Genomic DNA, 15699 nt, shown 5'->3' with positions numbered 1-15699 from the left:
TTCCTTAAGGGCCGGGATGGCATCAGGGCAAGGGATTTGCAGGCGGAGGGATCGGGCATGGGCCATATGCGCGGCAAGCTGGTGGAGGCGGGCCTGGGCAGCCCGCTCGACGCCGCGATCAGCCAGCGCGACCGCGGCACGTTGGCGATGGTGCGGCAGGCGCTGGAGCGCGGCGACGTGGTGCTGGCCTACCAGCCGGTGATGCGCGCGGACGGGGCCGGCGTGGCCTTTTTCGAGGGTCTGATCCGGCTGATGGACGAGACCGGCCGGGTGATCCCCGCGCGCGATTTCATCACCGTGGTGGAGGAGCAGGACCTCGGCCGCCAGATCGACTGCGCCGCGCTGCGGCTGGGGCTGGCGGTGCTCAAGGCGCAGCCGTCGCTGCGGCTGGCGATCAACATGTCGGCGCGGTCGGTGGGCTACCCGGGCTGGATGCAGATCCTGCGCCGCACGATCCGGCAGCGCCCGGACCTGCTGCGCCGGCTGATCCTGGAGATCACCGAGACCAGCGCGATGCTGATGCCCGAGATCGTGCAGGTCTTCATGGAGGAGTTGCAGGACAAGGGCATCACCTTCGCGCTGGACGATTTCGGGGCGGGCTACACGGCGTTCCGGCATTTGCGCCACTTCTGCTTCGACATCCTGAAGATCGACGGCCAGTTCGCCCGCGGCGTCGACACCGATGCCGACAACCAGGTGCTGTGCGAGGCGCTGATCGCGCTGGGGCGGCATTTCGGGATGGTCGTCGTGGCCGAGGCGGTGGAGACCGAGGGCGAGGCGCGCTGGCTGGCGGCGGCGGGGGTGGATTGCCTGCAGGGCTACCATTTCGGCGCGCCGACGATGACCCCGCCCTGGGCCGCGCGCGGGCGTCCTCCCTGACCCCGCGGGCGCCCGCCGATGCGGCGGCTGAGACACCGTGTCCGTTGTGCGCCGGCGGTTGCGGACGATAACAGGGGCCCCGAGAGTTGACTCCGCCTTGCCCCCGCAACCGGGGGTGCGGTGCAATCAGGGAAAGGGACTTCCATGACCAATGTCGTCATCGCCTCGGCCGCGCGCACGCCGGTGGGCAGCTTCCTCGGCTCCTTCGCCAACACGCCCGCCCACGAGCTGGGCCGCGCCGTGATCGAGGCCGTGGTCGAGCGCGCCGGGATCGACAAGGCGGAGGTGTCGGAGACCATCCTCGGCCAGGTGCTGACCGCGGCGCAGGGCCAGAACCCGGCGCGGCAGGCGCATATCAACGCCGGCCTCCCCAAGGAGGCGGCGGCATGGGGCATCAACCAGGTCTGCGGCTCGGGGCTGCGGGCCGTGGCGCTGGGCGCGCAGCACATCATGCTGGGCGACGCGTCCATCGTGGTGGCCGGCGGGCAGGAGAACATGTCGATGAGCCCCCATGCCGCGAGCCTGCGGCAGGGCCAGAAGATGGGCGACATGTCCTACATCGACACGATGATCCGCGACGGCCTGTGGGACGCCTTCAACGGCTACCACATGGGCCAGACCGCCGAGAACGTCGCGCAGCAGTGGCAGATCAGCCGCGAGATGCAGGACGAGTTCGCGGTGGCGAGCCAGAACAAGGCCGAGGCCGCGCAGAAGGCCGGCAAGTTCGCGGACGAGATCGTCGGCGTGACCGTCAAGTCGCGCAAGGGCGACGTGGTGGTGGACAGCGACGAATACATCCGCCACGGCGCGACGATGGACGCGATGGCCAAGCTGCGGCCGGCCTTCGCCAAGGACGGCAGCGTCACGGCGGGCAACGCCTCGGGCCTGAACGACGGCGCGGCGGCGACGCTGCTGATGTCGGCGGCCGAGGCCGAGCGGCGCGGGATCGAGCCGCTGGCGCGGATCGCGTCCTACGCGACCGCGGGCCTCGACCCGTCGATCATGGGCGTCGGCCCGATCTACGCGTCGCGCAAGGCGCTGGAAAAGGCGGGCTGGTCGGTCGGCGACCTCGACCTCGTGGAGGCGAACGAGGCCTTCGCGGCGCAGGCCTGCGCGGTCAACAAGGACATGGGCTGGGACCCGGCGATCGTGAACGTGAACGGCGGCGCCATCGCCATCGGCCACCCGATCGGCGCCTCGGGCTGCCGCGTGCTGAACACGCTGCTGTTCGAGATGAAGCGCCGCGACGCCAAGCGGGGCCTCGCCACGCTGTGCATCGGCGGCGGCATGGGCGTCGCGCTCTGCGTCGAGCGCCCCTGAGCCGGTGACAAGGGCGCCTTCGGGCGCCCTTTCCACATCGGGCGCGGCAAGATGACCGGCGCAATATTGTTGCGACCGTGGACCCGTCCGCGTAACACAATTTCCGAAGAGAGACGCCAGACTGGAGGAAACCATGGCAAGAGTAGCGCTCGTCACCGGCGGCAGCCGCGGCATCGGGGAGGCCATTTCCAAGGCCCTCAAGGCGGAGGGCTACGAGGTCGCCGCCACCTATGCCGGGAATGACGAGAAGGCCGCCGCCTTCACCGCCGAAACCGGGATCAAGACCTACAAGTGGAACGTGGCCGACTACGACGCCTCGGCCGCGGGCATCGCGCAGATCGAGGCTGATCTCGGGCCGATCGACACCGTGGTGGCGAACGCCGGCATCACCCGCGACGCCATGTTCCACCGCATGACCCCCGCCCAGTGGAAGGAGGTCATCGACACCAACCTGACCGGCGTCTTCAACACCGTGCACCCGGTCTGGCCGGGGATGCGCGACCGCAAGTTCGGGCGCGTGATCGTGATCTCGTCGATCAACGGGCAGAAGGGGCAGGCGGGCCAGGTCAACTACGCCGCGACCAAGGCGGGCGACCTGGGCATCGTGAAGAGCCTCGCGCAGGAAGGCGCGCGCTTCGGGATCACCGCCAACGCGATCTGCCCCGGCTACATCGCGACCGAGATGGTGATGGCGATCGACGAGGCCGTGCGCGACAAGATCATCGCGGGCATCCCGGCCGGCCGCCTCGGCACGCCCGAGGAAATCGCGCGCTGCGTGGCCTTCCTGGCCTCCGAGGACTCGGGCTTCATCAACGGCTCGACCATCTCGGCCAACGGGGCGCAGTTCTTCGTCTGACGCCGCCGGGCCGTGGAATGCGAAAGGCCGGGGCAGTGCCCCGGCCTTTTTGCGTTGGTGCCGGTCAGGCCCGGATCAGGCGCGGCGGCCGAACAGGGCGCCGATCCCGCGCCAGAAATAGGTGGCACATTCGATGCGGGCCGCGGCGATCTGGGCGCGCAGCGCGGGGGTGTGGGCAAAGCTTTCCATCGGTCTCATCCTCTGCGGTCAGTCTCCCTTGACCGCAGAGATAGGTCAGTGCTTGTGACCCGAGCAGACCGCAATCGCGCAAGGCCGGTCTTCACCGGATGCAAGGCTGGCCGTCATGGACCTGTGCCGAAACCGCGCCCCAAACGGACCGCGACCGGGCCGGGCTCAGCTGTCGAGCCGCGAAATCTCCTCCTTGAGGCGGAGTTTTTCCTTCTTGAGTTCCCGGATCTTGAGGTCGTCGATCCCCGGGCTGCGCTGCGCTTCTTCCACTTTCGCCGAAAGGCTGGCGTGTTTCTTCTTCAGTTCCTGCAGATGAGCGCCAAGCGACATGGGCATCCTCCTCACGTTGATGACTGTCGTGCCACAAGTGCACCACGGAACCCGAGTCGTGTCACGCAAAACAACCGATAGGATTGTTCGAAAGCGGGGCGGCGCTCAGTCGAAGGCGAGGGCCGCGGCCTGTCGCAGCACGGCGTCTGCCGCGGCGGTGTAGTCGGGCCGGTCACCGGGATGGGCCGGGAATTCATGTACAAGAAAGGGGGCGAGCAGGCGGAAGGGCGCGCGCGCCCCCTTGCGCGCCCGGATCAGGACGCGGCTTGCGGGGCGGCCGGGGCGGGGCTGCAGCGGCAGGACGGTGACGGCGCCCCAGCCCGCGCGCAGCCCGGCCAGGCAGTCGGGCAGTCGGTCGGCCCCGTGGACCAGGGTCAGCCAGCCCTGCGGCTTCAGGCGCGCCCGGGCGGTGGCGATCCAGAGGGCGAGCGGCGTGTCCTCGCGGTTGGCGGCCTCGCGGCCCGGGTCGGCGGCGGCGGTGCCGTCGCCCGCCGCGAAATAGGGCGGGTTCGCAAGGACATGGTCGAAGCTGTGCTGCCGGAGGTCGGCGGGCAGGTCGGCAAGATCGGCCTCGACCACGGTCAGGTCGGCGCCGGCGTCGCGGGCATTGGCGCGGGCCAGCGCGGCATAGGCCGGCTGGCGTTCCACCCCGGTCAGGCGCAGGCCGGGCACGCGCGCATGAAGGCAAAGCGCGGCCGCCCCGACGCCGCAGCCGAGCTCCAGCACCGTGTCGCCGGGGCGGGCCGGGCAGGCGGCGGCGAGGAACACCGGGTCGGTCGCGGCGCGGTAGCCGGTGGCGGGTTGCTGCAGGGTCAGCCGGCCGCCGAGAAAGGCGTCGCGGGTCGTGGCCGGCCCGGTCACTCGCTGACCGGCAGGTCGTTGTCGCGCAGGACGGTGCGGGCCTCGTCGGCGTCGTCGCGGCGGACCAGCAGGCGGCGCGGCAAAATGCCGATCGACCCCTCCAGCACGCTCATGTGGACGTCCATCTCGAACACCTCTATACCCTCGCCGGACAAAAGCGCCGAGGCAAAGGCAATCTCGGTCGGGTCGGTGCTGCGCATGATTTCCAGCATGGGACGGATGTAGGCAGCCGCCGGGCGCTTGTCGAGACAGGGATCTGGGGAAGGACGGGCGCATGAGCCTCGACGATGCAGCCAGCAAGCCGCATGAGAGGATGCAGGCCGCACTGGCCGACGACCTGCAGGCCGTGAACGCCCTGATCCGCGACCGGATGGCGTCGCGCCACGCCCCCCGCATCCCCGAGGTGACGGCGCACCTGGTCGAGGCCGGCGGCAAGCGGGTGCGCCCGATGCTGACGCTGGCCGCGGCCCGGCTCTGCGGCTACGAGGGCGAGGCGCACCGGATGCTGGCCGCGACGGTCGAGTTCATCCACACCGCGACACTCCTGCACGACGACGTGGTCGACGAGAGCCAGAAGCGGCGCGGGCGGCCCACGGCGAACCTGTTGTGGGACAACAAGTCGAGCGTTCTGGTGGGCGACTACCTGTTCGCGCGGTCCTTCCAGCTGATGGTCGAGACCGGGAACCTGCGGGTGCTGAACATCCTGTCGAACGCGGCCGCCGTGATCGCCGAGGGCGAGGTGCTGCAGCTGACCGCGGCGACGAACCTGGCGACGACCGAGGACATCTACCTGCAGGTGATCCGCGGCAAGACCGCGGCGCTGTTCGAGGCGGCCTGCGAGGTCGGCGGCGTGATCGCGGGCCAGCCGGAGCCCGTGGTGCGGGCGCTGGCGACCTATGGCGACGGGCTGGGGATCGCGTTCCAGATGGCCGACGACCTGCTGGACTGGGGCGGCAGCGACGGGGTGATCGGCAAGAACACCGGCGACGATTTCCGCGAGCGCAAGCTGACGCTGCCGGTGATCCGCGCCGTGGCGCGGGCCGATGCGGCGGAGCGCGCCTTCTGGGTCAGGACGATCGAGAAGGGCGACCAGCGCGATGGCGATCTGCAGGAGGCGATGGCGCTGCTGAGGGCGCATGGCACGCTGGAGGAGACGCGGGCCGAGGCGCTGGCCTGGTCGGCGCGGGCGCAGGGCGCGCTGGCGCAGGTGCCGGCGCACCTGCTGCGCGACATGATGCACGACCTGGCCGATTACGTGGTCGCGCGGCTGAACTGACGCGCCGCGGGGCAAAATCTTCTAGAAGATTTTGGAAGCTGAAATTCTTCTAGAAGAATTTCAGTCCGGTTGCAGAATTTCGGCGGCGTGGACCCACCAGCCGGGCTCGGCCGCGGCAAGCTGCGCGGCGGCGGCGCGGGCGGATGCGGCGTCTGCGAACAGCCCGAAACAGGTGCCCCCCGACCCCGACATCCGGGCCAGCCGGCAGCCCGGCTGCCCCGCCAGCGCGTCGATCAGCGTGCCGATCACGGGCACCAGCCCCCGCGCCGGCGCCTCGAGGTCGTTCCGCGCGGCAGCGAGCCAGCCGGCCAGCGCCGCCACGTCGGGCCAGCCCGCGGCGGGCAGGTCGGGAAGCGGTGGGTTGTCCGGCGTGGCCAGTGCCTTGAACACCGGGCCCGTCGGCACCTCGACGCCCGGGTTGACCAGCACCAGCCAGGCGGGCGGCAGGGGCGGCAGGGGGGCCAGCATCTCGCCGATGCCCGACATGCGCGCGGGGCGGCCGAACAGGCAGACCGGCACGTCCGCCCCGAGCGACAGCACCGCGTCGGGCCCCGGCAGCGGCCTGCCCCAGAGCGCGGCCAGCCCCCGCAGCGCGGCCGCCGCGTCGGCCGAGCCGCCGCCGATGCCGCCCGCGGCGGGCAGGTGCTTGTCCAGCGTGATCGCCGCCCCCTGCCCGGCCGGGAACAGCTCGGCCGCGCGCCAGATCAGGTTGCGCCGGTCGACCGGCACGCCGGCGGCGCGCGGGCCGGTCACGGTCAGCGACAGGGCGTCGGAGGGGTGCAGGTCGATCCAGTCGCCGGCCCCGGCGAAGACGACGAGGGAGTCGAGCAGGTGGTAGCCGTCGGCGCGGCGCCCGGTGACGTGCAGCGCGAGGTTGACCTTGGCGGGGGCGAAGAACCTCACTGGGTTTCGCCCACCCCGCCCTCTTCCTCGAGCACCCGGTCGAGCCCGATCTCGAGCTTGCGGCGGATGCGGGCGGCATCGGCCTCCTCGGGCTCGAAGCTGAGCGCGCGCTCCCACTGGAACCGCGCCTCGCGGTGGCGGCCGACCATCCAGTAGACGTCGCCAAGGTGGTCGTTGATGATCGGGTCGTTGGGCAGCAGCGCCACGGCGCGCTCCATCGGTTCCACCGCCTCGTCGAAGCGGCCGAGCCGGTAGAGCACCCAGCCGAGGCTGTCGACGATGTAGCCCGAGTCGGGCCGCGCCTCGACCGCGCGCTCGATCATGCCGAGCGCCTCGTCGAGGTTGCGGCGCTGTTCCACCAGCGAGTAGCCGAGGTTGTTCAGCACCTGCGGCTGTTCGGGGTTCAGCACCAGCGCCTGCCGGAAATCCGCTTCGGAGGCGGCGAAATCCTGCAGCACCTCGTGGCAGATGCCGCGGGTGTAGTAGAGAAACCAGTAGCGCTGCTGGGTGATGTCGACGAGGTCGAGCGCGGCGGTGTAGGCGGCGACCGCGTCGGTGCACTGCTCGGTCCGGCGCAGCGCGTCGCCGAACGCGGCCTGCACGGTGGCGAGGTCCGGGTGCGCCTCGGCCAGCGACCGCAGCACAGTGACGGCGGCCTCCTCGCGGCCATCCTCGAAATAGGCGTCGGCGCGGCCGAGCTGGGCCTCGACGTATTGCGCGTCGCCCGGCGGCACCTCGGAAAAGGCGTCGGCGGCAAGGCTGTACTGGTCGGCGTCCATCAGGAGCTGCCCGGCGTAGAGCAGCGCCTCGCTGTGGCCGGGGTCGATGCCGTGGGCGGCGCGGGTGTAGAGCAGCGGCAGGGTGGTCGAGCCGCCCTCGCCGCCGAGGCCGCGGGCGATCATGTAGAAGACCTCGGCCAGCCCCTCGGTGGGCGTGGTGATGAAGTCGTAGGCCGGCGTCCCGTCGCGGGTGGCGATGTCGGCCCGGAGCGCCAGCAGCGCGGGGTCGGGGACCGAGGCGGTGTAGAGGTCGAGCAGTTCCAGCGCCGCGTCGCGACGGTCGAGCTGCACCAGCACCTCGGCGCGGGCCCGGACCGAGCGCTCGCTGCCGGGCAGCGGCCCGACCTCGGCGCCGGAGAAGATCGCGTCGGCGCCCTCGAAATCGCCCACCGCGGCGCGCGCGAGCGCCAGGTGCGTATAGGCGATGTCGGCCAGCGGGCCCTGCGCGGCGGCCTCGAAGGTCTCGGTCGCGCGGCGCATGTCGCCCTCGCCGAGGTGGATCCAGCCCATCGCCAGCTCGTCGATCAGCTGCCCGGCCCCCTGCCCGGCCTCGATCGCGGCCCGGGCGCCGACCAGATCACCGGCCGCCAGCCCCTGCACCATGCGGACGAGGTTCACCAGGTCCTGCCCGTCGCCGCCCTCGGGCAGCATCTCGGCGATGGTGGAGGCGCGGCCCCACTGGCCCAGCGCGGCATTGGCGAAGATCGCGTTGCCGATCAGCATCGGGTTGCCGGGGTCGGCGGCGAGCGCGTTCTCGAAGTAGATCGCGGCGGCGCGGTGGTTGCCCTCGATCACCGCGGTGCGGGCGGCGAGATAGGCGCCGGCAAGGCCCGGCCCCTCGACCTGCGCCCCCACGGGCTGGGCCAGCGCGAGGCCGAGCGCAAGGGGCAGGACGGGCAGGATGCGGCGGCGCATGGGCGGTGTCTCCCGGTGTTCGGGGGAACAGTAGGGCCCGGGGCGGGGTGAGGCAATGGACGCCCGCGCCCCGCCGGGCCGTGACCGGCGAAATCCGATCACATGTTCGGGTAGTTCGGCCCGTCGCCGCCCTGCGGAACCGTCCAGTGGATGTTCTGCGACGGATCCTTGATGTCGCAGGTCTTGCAGTGGACGCAGTTCTGGAAGTTGATCACGAAGCGGGGATCCTTGCCGGCCTCCTCGACCACCTCGTAGACGCCGGCCGGGCAGTAGCGCTGCGCGGGTTCGGCGTATTCCGGCAGGTTGACCCGGATCGGCACCGAGGCGTCCTTGAGCGTCAGGTGCGCGGGCTGGCTTTCCTCGTGGTTGGTCATCGAGAAGGACACGTTGGTCAGCCGGTCGAAGCTGAGCACACCATCGGGCTTGGGGTAGTCGATGGGCTTGTGATCCTTGGCCTTGCCGGTCGCCTGCGCGTCGGACTTGCCGTGCCGCAGCGTGCCGAAGACCGAGGCGCCGACGAGGCTGTTGGTCCACATGTCGAACCCGCCCAGCGCAAGACCGCCCAGGAGGCCGTATTTCGACCAGAGCGGCTTGACGTTGCGCACGGGCTTGAGGTCCTTGGCGATCGGCCCGTCGCGCAGCATCGCGTCGTAGTCGGCCAGCTCATCGCCCTGCCGGCCCGCGGCGATGGCGGCGGCGGCGGCCTCGGCGGCCTCGATGCCCGACAGCATCGCGTTGTGGTTGCCCTTGATGCGCGGCACGTTCACGAGCCCCACGCCGCAGCCCAGGATCGCGACGCCCGGCGCGACGGCCTTGGGCATCGACTGCCAGCCGCCCTCGGAAATGGCGCGCGCGCCGTAGGCGATGCGCTTGCCGCCCTTCAGCAGCTCGGCCACCATCGGGTGGTGCTTGAAGCGCTGGAATTCCTGGTAGGGCGACAGGTAGGGGTTTGCGTAGTTCAGGTGCACCACGAAGCCGACATAGACCTGGTTCTTGTCGAGGTGGTAGATGAACGACCCGCCGCCGGCGTTCGAGCCCAAGGGCCAGCCCATGGTGTGGGTGACCGAGCCCTCGCGGTGCTTGGCGGGGTCGATCTCCCAGATCTCCTTCATGCCGAGGCCGAACTTCTGCGGGCAGTGGCCTTTCTGGAGGTCGTATTTCGCAAGCACCTCCTTGGTCAGCGACCCGCGCACGCCCTCGGACAGGAAGACATATTTGCCCAGCAGCTCCATCCCGGGCTCGTAGGCGTCGCCGGGGGTGCCGTCGGGGTTCTTGCCGAACTCGCCGGCCACGACACCGCGGACCGCGCCGTCCTCGCCGTAGACCAGCTCGGAGCAGGACATGCCGGGGAAGATCTCGACGCCCAGCGCCTCGGCCTGCTCGGCCATCCAGCGGCAGACATTGGCCATCGAGACGATGTAGTTGCCGTGGTTGTTCATCAGCCCCGGCATCACCCAGTTGGGGATGCGGGCCGCGCCGCCCTCGCCCAGCATGTAGAAGCGGTCCTCGCGGACGGGAACGGTGACGGGGGCGCCCTTGGCCTTCCAGTCGGGGATCAGGCGGTCGAGGCCCACGGGGTCGAGCACGGCGCCCGACAGAATATGCGCGCCGACCTCGGAGCCCTTTTCCAGCACGACGACGTTCAGGTCGGGGTCGATCTGCTTGAGGCGGATCGCGGCGGACAGGCCGGCGGGGCCTGCACCCACGATCACCACGTCGTATTCCATGCTCTCGCGTTCGATCTCGGACATCTGGTTCCCTCGGCTGTTCGTCTGGCCCGCCCGGACGGCGGCGCGCGCAACAATGTTTCGCGTTTGCGTAGGGAAAGGTAGCGCGCGGGTCAATCGTGACGCGGCATCACGGTGTCGCAGGACGGTGCGTCAGACCCCCTGCGGCACCGGAAAACTGCAGTTTTCCCGTCCGTTTTCCTGCAGGAAGACGGCGCGGGTGGGTGGCCCCGCGGGCCGATGCGGCCTAGGTCTGGCCCAAGCCGCCGTCCCGGAGACCGCCATGACCCCCCTTCGCCTCGTCTACCTCGCCCTCGTCATCGTCGGGGCGATCCTGCCCTGGAGCTATTTCTACGCCTGGTTCTCGGAACATGGCTGGGCGCTCGGGCCGATGATCGACGCCTGGTACGTGAACCACGCGACCAGCGCGCTGGTCTACGACCTGACCATCGCCGCCGTCACCCTGACCGTCTGGGCGGTGGTCGAGGCGGTGCGGGGGAACCGCTGGTTCCTGCTGGTCATCCCCGCGACCTTCGGGATCGGGGTCAGCTGCGGATTGCCGCTGGCGCTGTTCCTCAAGGCGAAACGCGAGGCGTGATGGTGCGCCGGGACGGCGCACCCCCGCACGTCACGGCAACAGCACCGTCTGCCCGGTCGTCTGCCGCGCCTCGAGCGCGCGGTGGGCGTCGGCCACCCGGTCGAGCGGGAAACGCTGGTCGATGCGGATCTTCACCGCGCCCGACAGCACCTTGTCGAACAGCTCGCGCGCCATCTGCTGGCAGGTGGCGTGGTCGGCGATGTGGGTGAAGAGCGTCGGCCGCGTGATCTTGAGCGAGCCCTTGGCGCCCAGCGTGGCGAGGTTGAAGGGCGGCACCGGCCCCGACGCGTTGCCGAAGGAGATCATCATCCCCAACGGCCGGAGCGAATCGAGCGAGCCATCGAAGGTGTCCTTGCCGACCGCATCCATCACCACGTCGACGCCGCGGCCGCCGGTCAGCTCCCTGACCTTCGCCACCCAGTCGCCGCCGCGGTAGTTGATGCAGGCGTCGGCCCCGTGCTCCAGCGCCAGCGCGCATTTCTCGTCGGTGCCCGCCGTGCCGATCAGGCGGATGCCCTCGGACTTGGCCCACTGGCAGGCGATCAGGCCCACGCCGCCGGCGGCCGCGTGGAACAGGACGGTGTCGCCCTTGGCGATCGGCGTCGTGCGGCGGAACAGGTACTGCACCGTCAGGCCCTTGAGCATCATCGCCGCGCCTTCGTCGAAGGAGATGCCGTCGGGCAGCGGGCAGACCTGCGCGGCATTCATCACGCGGGCCTCGGTGTAGGCGCCGGGGGGTGCTGCGGCATAGGCGGCGCGATCGCCGACCTTCAGGTGCGTCACGCCCTCGCCCACCGCCTCGACCACGCCCGCGGCCTCCATGCCGAGCGCGAGCGGCATCTGCAGCGGGTAGAGACCCGAGCGCTGGTAGACGTCGATGAAGTTCAGCCCGCAGGCGTGGTGCCGGATGCGGATCTGCCCCGGCCCGGGTTCGCCCACCTCGCGGTCGACGATGACGAGCTGCTCCGGCCCGCCCGGGGCCTCGATGATCGCGGTTCTTGCCATGACGGCCTCCCTCTTGTCCCGGCCCGGCAGGGTAGCGGGCGGGCGGGCGGCGTCCAGCCCCCTTTGATGGGCGCGCGCCCCGTGCTACCTGCCCGCGGGAAACCTTGACGGGGCGCGGCGGCGATGGACCATTTTCTCTACAAGGACGGCATCCTCCACGCCGAGGACGTGCCCGTGCCGCAGATCGCGGCGATGGTCGGCACGCCCTTCTACGTCTATTCCTGCGCCACGCTGACCCGGCACTACCGCCTGTTCGAGGAGGCGCTGGCCGGTCTCGACCACCTCGTCTGCTTCGCGATGAAGTCGAACTCAAACCAGGCGGTGATCGCGCATCTGGCGCGGCTGGGCGCGGGCATGGACGTGGTGTCGGGCGGCGAATACCTGCGCGCCAAGGCCGCCGGCGTGCCGGGCGAGCGGATCGTGTTCTCGGGCGTCGGCAAGACGCGGGACGAGATGCGGATGGCGCTGACGGGCGGCATCCGGCAGTTCAACGTGGAAAGCGAGCCCGAGCTGGTCGCTCTGTCCGAGGTCGCCAGCACCCTTGGCGTCACCGCGCCGATCACGGTGCGGGTCAACCCCGACGTGGACGCGCGGACGCACGAGAAGATCGCCACCGGCAAGTCCGAGAACAAGTTCGGCATCCCCATCGCCAAGGCGCCGCAGGTCTATGCCATGGCGGCCGCCCTGCCCGGGATCGAGGTGGTGGGCATCGACGTGCACATCGGCAGCCAGCTGACCGAGCTGGAGCCGTTCCGGCTGGCCTATGAAAAGGTCCGCGACCTGACCCTGCGCCTGCGCGAAGACGGCCATGACATCCGCCGCCTCGACCTCGGGGGCGGCCTCGGCATCCCCTACGAGCGGTCGAACACCGCCCCGCCGCTGCCGACCGAATACGGTGCGCTTATCCGCGAGGTGCTGGGCGACCTGGGCGTGGAGGTGGAGATCGAGCCGGGGCGGCTGATCTCGGGCAACGCGGGGCTGCTGGTGTCCTCGGTCATCTACGTCAAGGAAGGCGAGGGGCGCGATTTCCTGATCCTCGACGCGGCGATGAACGACCTTGTCCGGCCCGCCATGTACGGCGCGTGGCACGACATCATCCCGGTGGTGGAGCCCGCACCCGGCCTCGACCAGCGCCCCTACGACATTGTCGGCCCGGTCTGCGAGACCGGCGACACCTTCGCCAAGCAGCGCGCGATGCCGCCCGTCGCGGCGGGGGACCTCGTGGCCTTCCGCAGCGCCGGGGCCTACGGCGCGGTGATGGCGAGCGAGTACAACACCCGGCCGCTGATCCCCGAGGTGCTGGTGAAGGACGATCACGTCGCCGTCATCCGCCCGCGGCCGTCGTTTGACGAGATCATAAACCGCGATACAGTTCCAGAATGGGTATAACCCACGGGGCACGCCGCCCCCGAAAGGGACCATGACCGATCGCTCCCCCACCGAGCGGGCGCTGGCGCGCCTGATCTGGCCGCTGCGCCTGACGCGCGCCGGCATGGCGGCCGAACGCGCCTTGCGCGCCTTCTGGCCGGTCTGGACGATCATTTTCCTGACCGTGGCGGGCTTTGCCTTCGGCGTCTCGGCGCAGCTGTCGCCGACCGCGCTCTGGGCGGGATTGGCGGGGGTGGCGGTGCTCCTGGCGGTCACCATCGCCCGCGGCGTGATGCGGTTCCGGCTGCCCAGCCGCGAGGAGGCGCTGGAACGCCTCGACCGGACCCTGCCCGGCCGTCCCATTTCCGCCCTGCTGGACCACCCCGCCATCGGCGCCGATGACCCGGCGGCGCAGTCGGTCTGGGCGGCGCACCTGCGGCGGATGGAGCTGCGCGCCGGCGCCGCCCGCGCCCCCGCGCCCGACCTGCGCCTGTCGCGGCAGGACCCCTTCGCGCTGCGCTACGTGGCGGCGACGGCGCTGGCCATGGCGCTCCTGTTCGGGACCATCGGCCGCGTCGGCGAGGTGGGCGAGGCCGTGAGCCTCGGCGCCGGGCCTGCCGTCGCCTCGGGGCCGAGCTGGGAGGGCTGGGTGGAGCCGCCGGTCTACACCGGCCTGCCGTCGCTCTACCTCAACGAGATCCTGGCCGACGCCTTCGAGACCCCCGAGGGGTCGCGCATCACCTTCCGCAGCTACGGCGAGCCGGGGGCGATCACGCTGTCCACCGATGTCGGCCCGATGCCGACCGAGGCCGCCGACGCCTATGCCCAGTCGGTGACGGTGGAACGCTCGGGCACCTTCACCGTGACCGGCCCGATGGGGCGCAGCTGGGAGATCTCGGTCACGCCCGACGCCGCCCCCGCCGTGGCGCTGGACGGCGAGGTCGAGGGCGAGCCGCCGGGCCAGATGCAGTTCGCCTTCACCGCGACCGACGATTACGGCGTGGTCTCCGGCACCGCCACGATCCGGCTGGACCCGCAGGCGGCCGACCGCCGCTACGGCCTGGCGGTGGAGCCCGAGCCGCGCGAGGCGCTGGTGCTGGACCTGCCGATGCCGTTCCGCGGGTCGCGGTCCGAATTCACCGAGGTGCTGCTCGAGGACCTGTCCGAGCATCCCTTCGCCAACCTGCCCGTCAGCCTGACGCTGACCGTTACCGACGAGGCCGGCCAGATCGGCACCGTCAGCTACGACATCCCGCGCCTGCCCGGCCGCCGCTTCTTCGACCCGCTGGCCAACGCCCTGATCGAGATGCGCCGCGACATCCTGTGGAACCGCGAGAACGCGCCCCGTGCCGCGCAGGTCCTGCGCGCGCTGACCTGGAACCCCGAGCCGGACCTCGACGAGGGCGTCTACCTGCAGATCCGCACCGCGATCCGGCGACTCGAGTCGGGCGTGGGCAGCATCTCGACCGAGACCCGCGACCAGGTCGCCGAGATCCTTTGGAACGCGGCGATGGAGCTGGAGGTGGGCGACCTCGACGACGCGCTGGAGCGGTTGCGCCGGGCGCAGGAGCGCCTGTCCGAGGCGATGCAGCAGGGCGCCAGCGACGAGGAGATCGCGCAGCTGATGCAGGAGCTGCGCGAGGCGATGGACGACTACATGCAGCAGCTGGCCGAGAACGCCCGGCCCGGCGAGGACAACCCCGACCAGGGCGGCGAGCGCATGGAAATGTCCATGAACGACCTCGAGGAGATGATGCGCCGCATCGAGGAGCTGATGCGCGAGGGCCGCATGGCCGAGGCGCAGGAGATGCTCGATGCCCTCCAGCAGATGCTGGAAAACATGGAGATGGTGCAGGGCGGCGAAGGCGGCGACGGGCCGCAGACCCCCGGCCAGCAGGCCATGGAGGGGCTGCAGGACACGCTGCGCGACCAGCAGGAGCTGTCGGACGACGCCTTCCGCGAGCTGCAGGACCGCCTGAACCCCAACCGCCCGCAGTCTGGGCAGCAGCCCGGCCAGCAGGGCCAGCAGGGACAACAGCCCGGCCAGCAGCAGGGCCAGCAGGGCCAGCCGGGGCAACAGCCCGGCCCCCCCGGCCAGCAGCAGGGCGAGGGCGAGACCGGCCCCGGCGGCGGCGGCCCCGAGGGGCTGCCCGAGGGCCAAGGCGAGGGCGGCGAGAACGGCGAGGGCATGACGCTGGCCGAACGGCAGGAGGCGCTGCGCCGCCTGCTGGAGGAACAGCAGCGCCGCCTGCCCGGCGCCGGCACCGAGGCGGGCGACGAGGCGCTGCGCCAGCTCGACCGCGCGGGCCGGGCGATGGAGGAGGCCGAGGGGCTGCTGGAGCGGGGCAACATCGCCGGCGCGCTCGACGCGCAGTCCGAGGCGCTGGAGGCGCTGCGCGAGGGCATGACCGAACTGGGCCGCGCGCTGGCGCAGGAGCAGATGGGCCAGGAGCCCGGCCAGGGCCAGGCCGAGGGCAACATGGCCCCCGACCGCCCGCTGCAGGACCCGCTGGGGCGGCAGGCGGGCAATTCCGGCTCCTTCGGCTCCGAGGAGGCGATGGCCGACCGCGAGGAGGCGTTCCGCCGGTCCCGCGAGCTGCTGGAGGAGCTGCGCCGCCGCTCGGCCGAACAGGAGCGCCCCGAGGTGGAGCTGGATTACCTCCGCCGCCTGCTCGATCAGTTCTGAGGGGTCA

General features: G+C 71.1%; 14 protein-coding genes. 7 read left to right on the top strand and 7 right to left on the bottom strand.

Going from position 1 to position 15699, the window contains the following annotated elements; genetic code table 11:
• Positions 1-57 precede the first annotated feature (57 nt).
• The 3 genes from HCU73_RS00470 (at position 58) to phbB (ending at position 3055) form a co-directional block, all read left to right on the top strand.
• Complete coding sequence (locus HCU73_RS00470; RefSeq protein ID WP_420853570.1) at positions 58-879, top strand: EAL domain-containing protein; 822 nt, start codon at positions 58-60, stop codon at positions 877-879.
• A gap of 144 nt (positions 880-1023) precedes the next feature.
• Complete coding sequence (locus HCU73_RS00465; RefSeq protein WP_168621446.1) at positions 1024-2199, top strand: acetyl-CoA C-acetyltransferase; 1176 nt, start codon at positions 1024-1026, stop codon at positions 2197-2199.
• A gap of 133 nt (positions 2200-2332) precedes the next feature.
• Positions 2333-3055 carry an acetoacetyl-CoA reductase gene (phbB, locus tag HCU73_RS00460; RefSeq protein ID WP_168621445.1) on the top strand — a complete coding sequence of 241 codons (723 nt, stop codon included), beginning with the start codon at positions 2333-2335 and terminating at the stop codon, positions 3053-3055.
• Between the two features lie 354 nt (positions 3056-3409).
• Here phbB and HCU73_RS00455 read toward each other — a convergent pair whose 3' ends face one another.
• The 3 genes from HCU73_RS00455 to HCU73_RS00445 form a co-directional block, all read right to left on the bottom strand.
• Positions 3410-3574, bottom strand: coding sequence for a YdcH family protein (locus HCU73_RS00455; protein ID WP_168621444.1), 165 nt, complete (start codon positions 3572-3574; stop codon positions 3410-3412).
• Positions 3575-3679: 105 nt separating this feature from the next.
• Positions 3680-4435, bottom strand: a complete 756-nt coding sequence (locus HCU73_RS00450; RefSeq protein WP_168621443.1) for a methyltransferase — start codon at positions 4433-4435, stop codon at positions 3680-3682.
• A complete protein-coding gene (locus tag HCU73_RS00445) occupies positions 4432-4647 on the bottom strand; it encodes a putative signal transducing protein (RefSeq protein WP_168621442.1) in 216 nt (71 codons plus the stop codon). Before HCU73_RS00445 ends, HCU73_RS00450 begins: the two co-directional genes overlap by 4 nt.
• Before the next feature lie 62 nt (positions 4648-4709).
• Here HCU73_RS00445 and HCU73_RS00440 point away from each other — a divergent pair, with 62 nt between their 5' ends.
• Positions 4710-5711, top strand: coding sequence for a polyprenyl synthetase family protein (locus HCU73_RS00440; RefSeq protein ID WP_168621441.1), 1002 nt, complete (start codon positions 4710-4712; stop codon positions 5709-5711).
• A gap of 60 nt (positions 5712-5771) precedes the next feature.
• On the opposite strand, the gene HCU73_RS00435 is transcribed toward HCU73_RS00440, so the two are convergent.
• The 3 genes from HCU73_RS00435 to HCU73_RS00425 form a co-directional block, all read right to left on the bottom strand.
• A complete protein-coding gene (locus tag HCU73_RS00435; RefSeq protein ID WP_168621440.1) occupies positions 5772-6614 on the bottom strand; it encodes a 4-(cytidine 5'-diphospho)-2-C-methyl-D-erythritol kinase in 843 nt (280 codons plus the stop codon).
• Positions 6611-8308: a tetratricopeptide repeat protein gene (locus tag HCU73_RS00430; protein ID WP_168621439.1), complete on the bottom strand. Its 1698-nt coding sequence runs from the start codon at positions 8306-8308 to the stop codon at positions 6611-6613. Before HCU73_RS00430 ends, HCU73_RS00435 begins: the two co-directional genes overlap by 4 nt.
• 98 nt (positions 8309-8406) lie before the next feature.
• Entirely contained in the window at positions 8407-10059 is a 1653-nt protein-coding gene (locus tag HCU73_RS00425) for an electron transfer flavoprotein-ubiquinone oxidoreductase (protein ID WP_168621438.1), read from the bottom strand.
• 259 nt (positions 10060-10318) lie between these two features.
• On the opposite strand from HCU73_RS00425, the gene HCU73_RS00420 reads away from it, so the two are divergent.
• Positions 10319-10633, top strand: coding sequence for a DUF2834 domain-containing protein (locus HCU73_RS00420; protein ID WP_168621437.1), 315 nt, complete (start codon positions 10319-10321; stop codon positions 10631-10633).
• A 30-nt stretch (positions 10634-10663) separates the two neighbouring features.
• Here HCU73_RS00420 and HCU73_RS00415 read toward each other — a convergent pair whose 3' ends face one another.
• Complete coding sequence (locus HCU73_RS00415) at positions 10664-11638, bottom strand: quinone oxidoreductase family protein (protein WP_168621436.1); 975 nt, start codon at positions 11636-11638, stop codon at positions 10664-10666.
• Positions 11639-11761: 123 nt separating this feature from the next.
• Here HCU73_RS00415 and lysA point away from each other — a divergent pair, with 123 nt between their 5' ends.
• Together lysA and HCU73_RS00405 are read left to right on the top strand one after the other, a co-directional pair.
• Entirely contained in the window at positions 11762-13027 is a 1266-nt protein-coding gene (lysA, locus tag HCU73_RS00410; RefSeq protein WP_168621435.1) for a diaminopimelate decarboxylase, read from the top strand.
• Positions 13028-13058: 31 nt separating this feature from the next.
• On the top strand, positions 13059-15692 hold the full coding sequence (locus tag HCU73_RS00405; RefSeq protein WP_239025403.1) for a DUF4175 domain-containing protein: 2634 nt from the start codon (positions 13059-13061) through the stop codon (positions 15690-15692).
• Positions 15693-15699 lie beyond the last annotated feature (7 nt).

This window comes from Roseicyclus persicicus (assembly GCF_012395815.1).
Taxonomy (GTDB): Bacteria; Pseudomonadota; Alphaproteobacteria; order Rhodobacterales; family Rhodobacteraceae; genus Roseicyclus; species Roseicyclus persicicus.
This window is presented reverse-complemented; position numbering and strand designations above follow the sequence as displayed.

Coding starts and splice junctions, on each gene's coding strand:
- HCU73_RS00470 (WP_420853570.1), top strand. CDS start 58: ATGGGCCATATGCGCGGCAAGCTGGTGGAGGCGGGCCTGGGCAGCCCG.
- HCU73_RS00465 (WP_168621446.1), top strand. CDS start 1,024: ATGACCAATGTCGTCATCGCCTCGGCCGCGCGCACGCCGGTGGGCAGC.
- phbB (WP_168621445.1), top strand. CDS start 2,333: ATGGCAAGAGTAGCGCTCGTCACCGGCGGCAGCCGCGGCATCGGGGAG.
- HCU73_RS00455 (WP_168621444.1), bottom strand. CDS start 3,574: ATGTCGCTTGGCGCTCATCTGCAGGAACTGAAGAAGAAACACGCCAGC.
- HCU73_RS00445 (WP_168621442.1), bottom strand. CDS start 4,647: ATGCTGGAAATCATGCGCAGCACCGACCCGACCGAGATTGCCTTTGCC.
- HCU73_RS00440 (WP_168621441.1), top strand. CDS start 4,710: ATGAGCCTCGACGATGCAGCCAGCAAGCCGCATGAGAGGATGCAGGCC.
- HCU73_RS00430 (WP_168621439.1), bottom strand. CDS start 8,308: ATGCGCCGCCGCATCCTGCCCGTCCTGCCCCTTGCGCTCGGCCTCGCG.
- HCU73_RS00425 (WP_168621438.1), bottom strand. CDS start 10,059: ATGTCCGAGATCGAACGCGAGAGCATGGAATACGACGTGGTGATCGTG.
- HCU73_RS00420 (WP_168621437.1), top strand. CDS start 10,319: ATGACCCCCCTTCGCCTCGTCTACCTCGCCCTCGTCATCGTCGGGGCG.
- HCU73_RS00415 (WP_168621436.1), bottom strand. CDS start 11,638: ATGGCAAGAACCGCGATCATCGAGGCCCCGGGCGGGCCGGAGCAGCTC.
- lysA (WP_168621435.1), top strand. CDS start 11,762: ATGGACCATTTTCTCTACAAGGACGGCATCCTCCACGCCGAGGACGTG.
- HCU73_RS00405 (WP_239025403.1), top strand. CDS start 13,059: ATGACCGATCGCTCCCCCACCGAGCGGGCGCTGGCGCGCCTGATCTGG.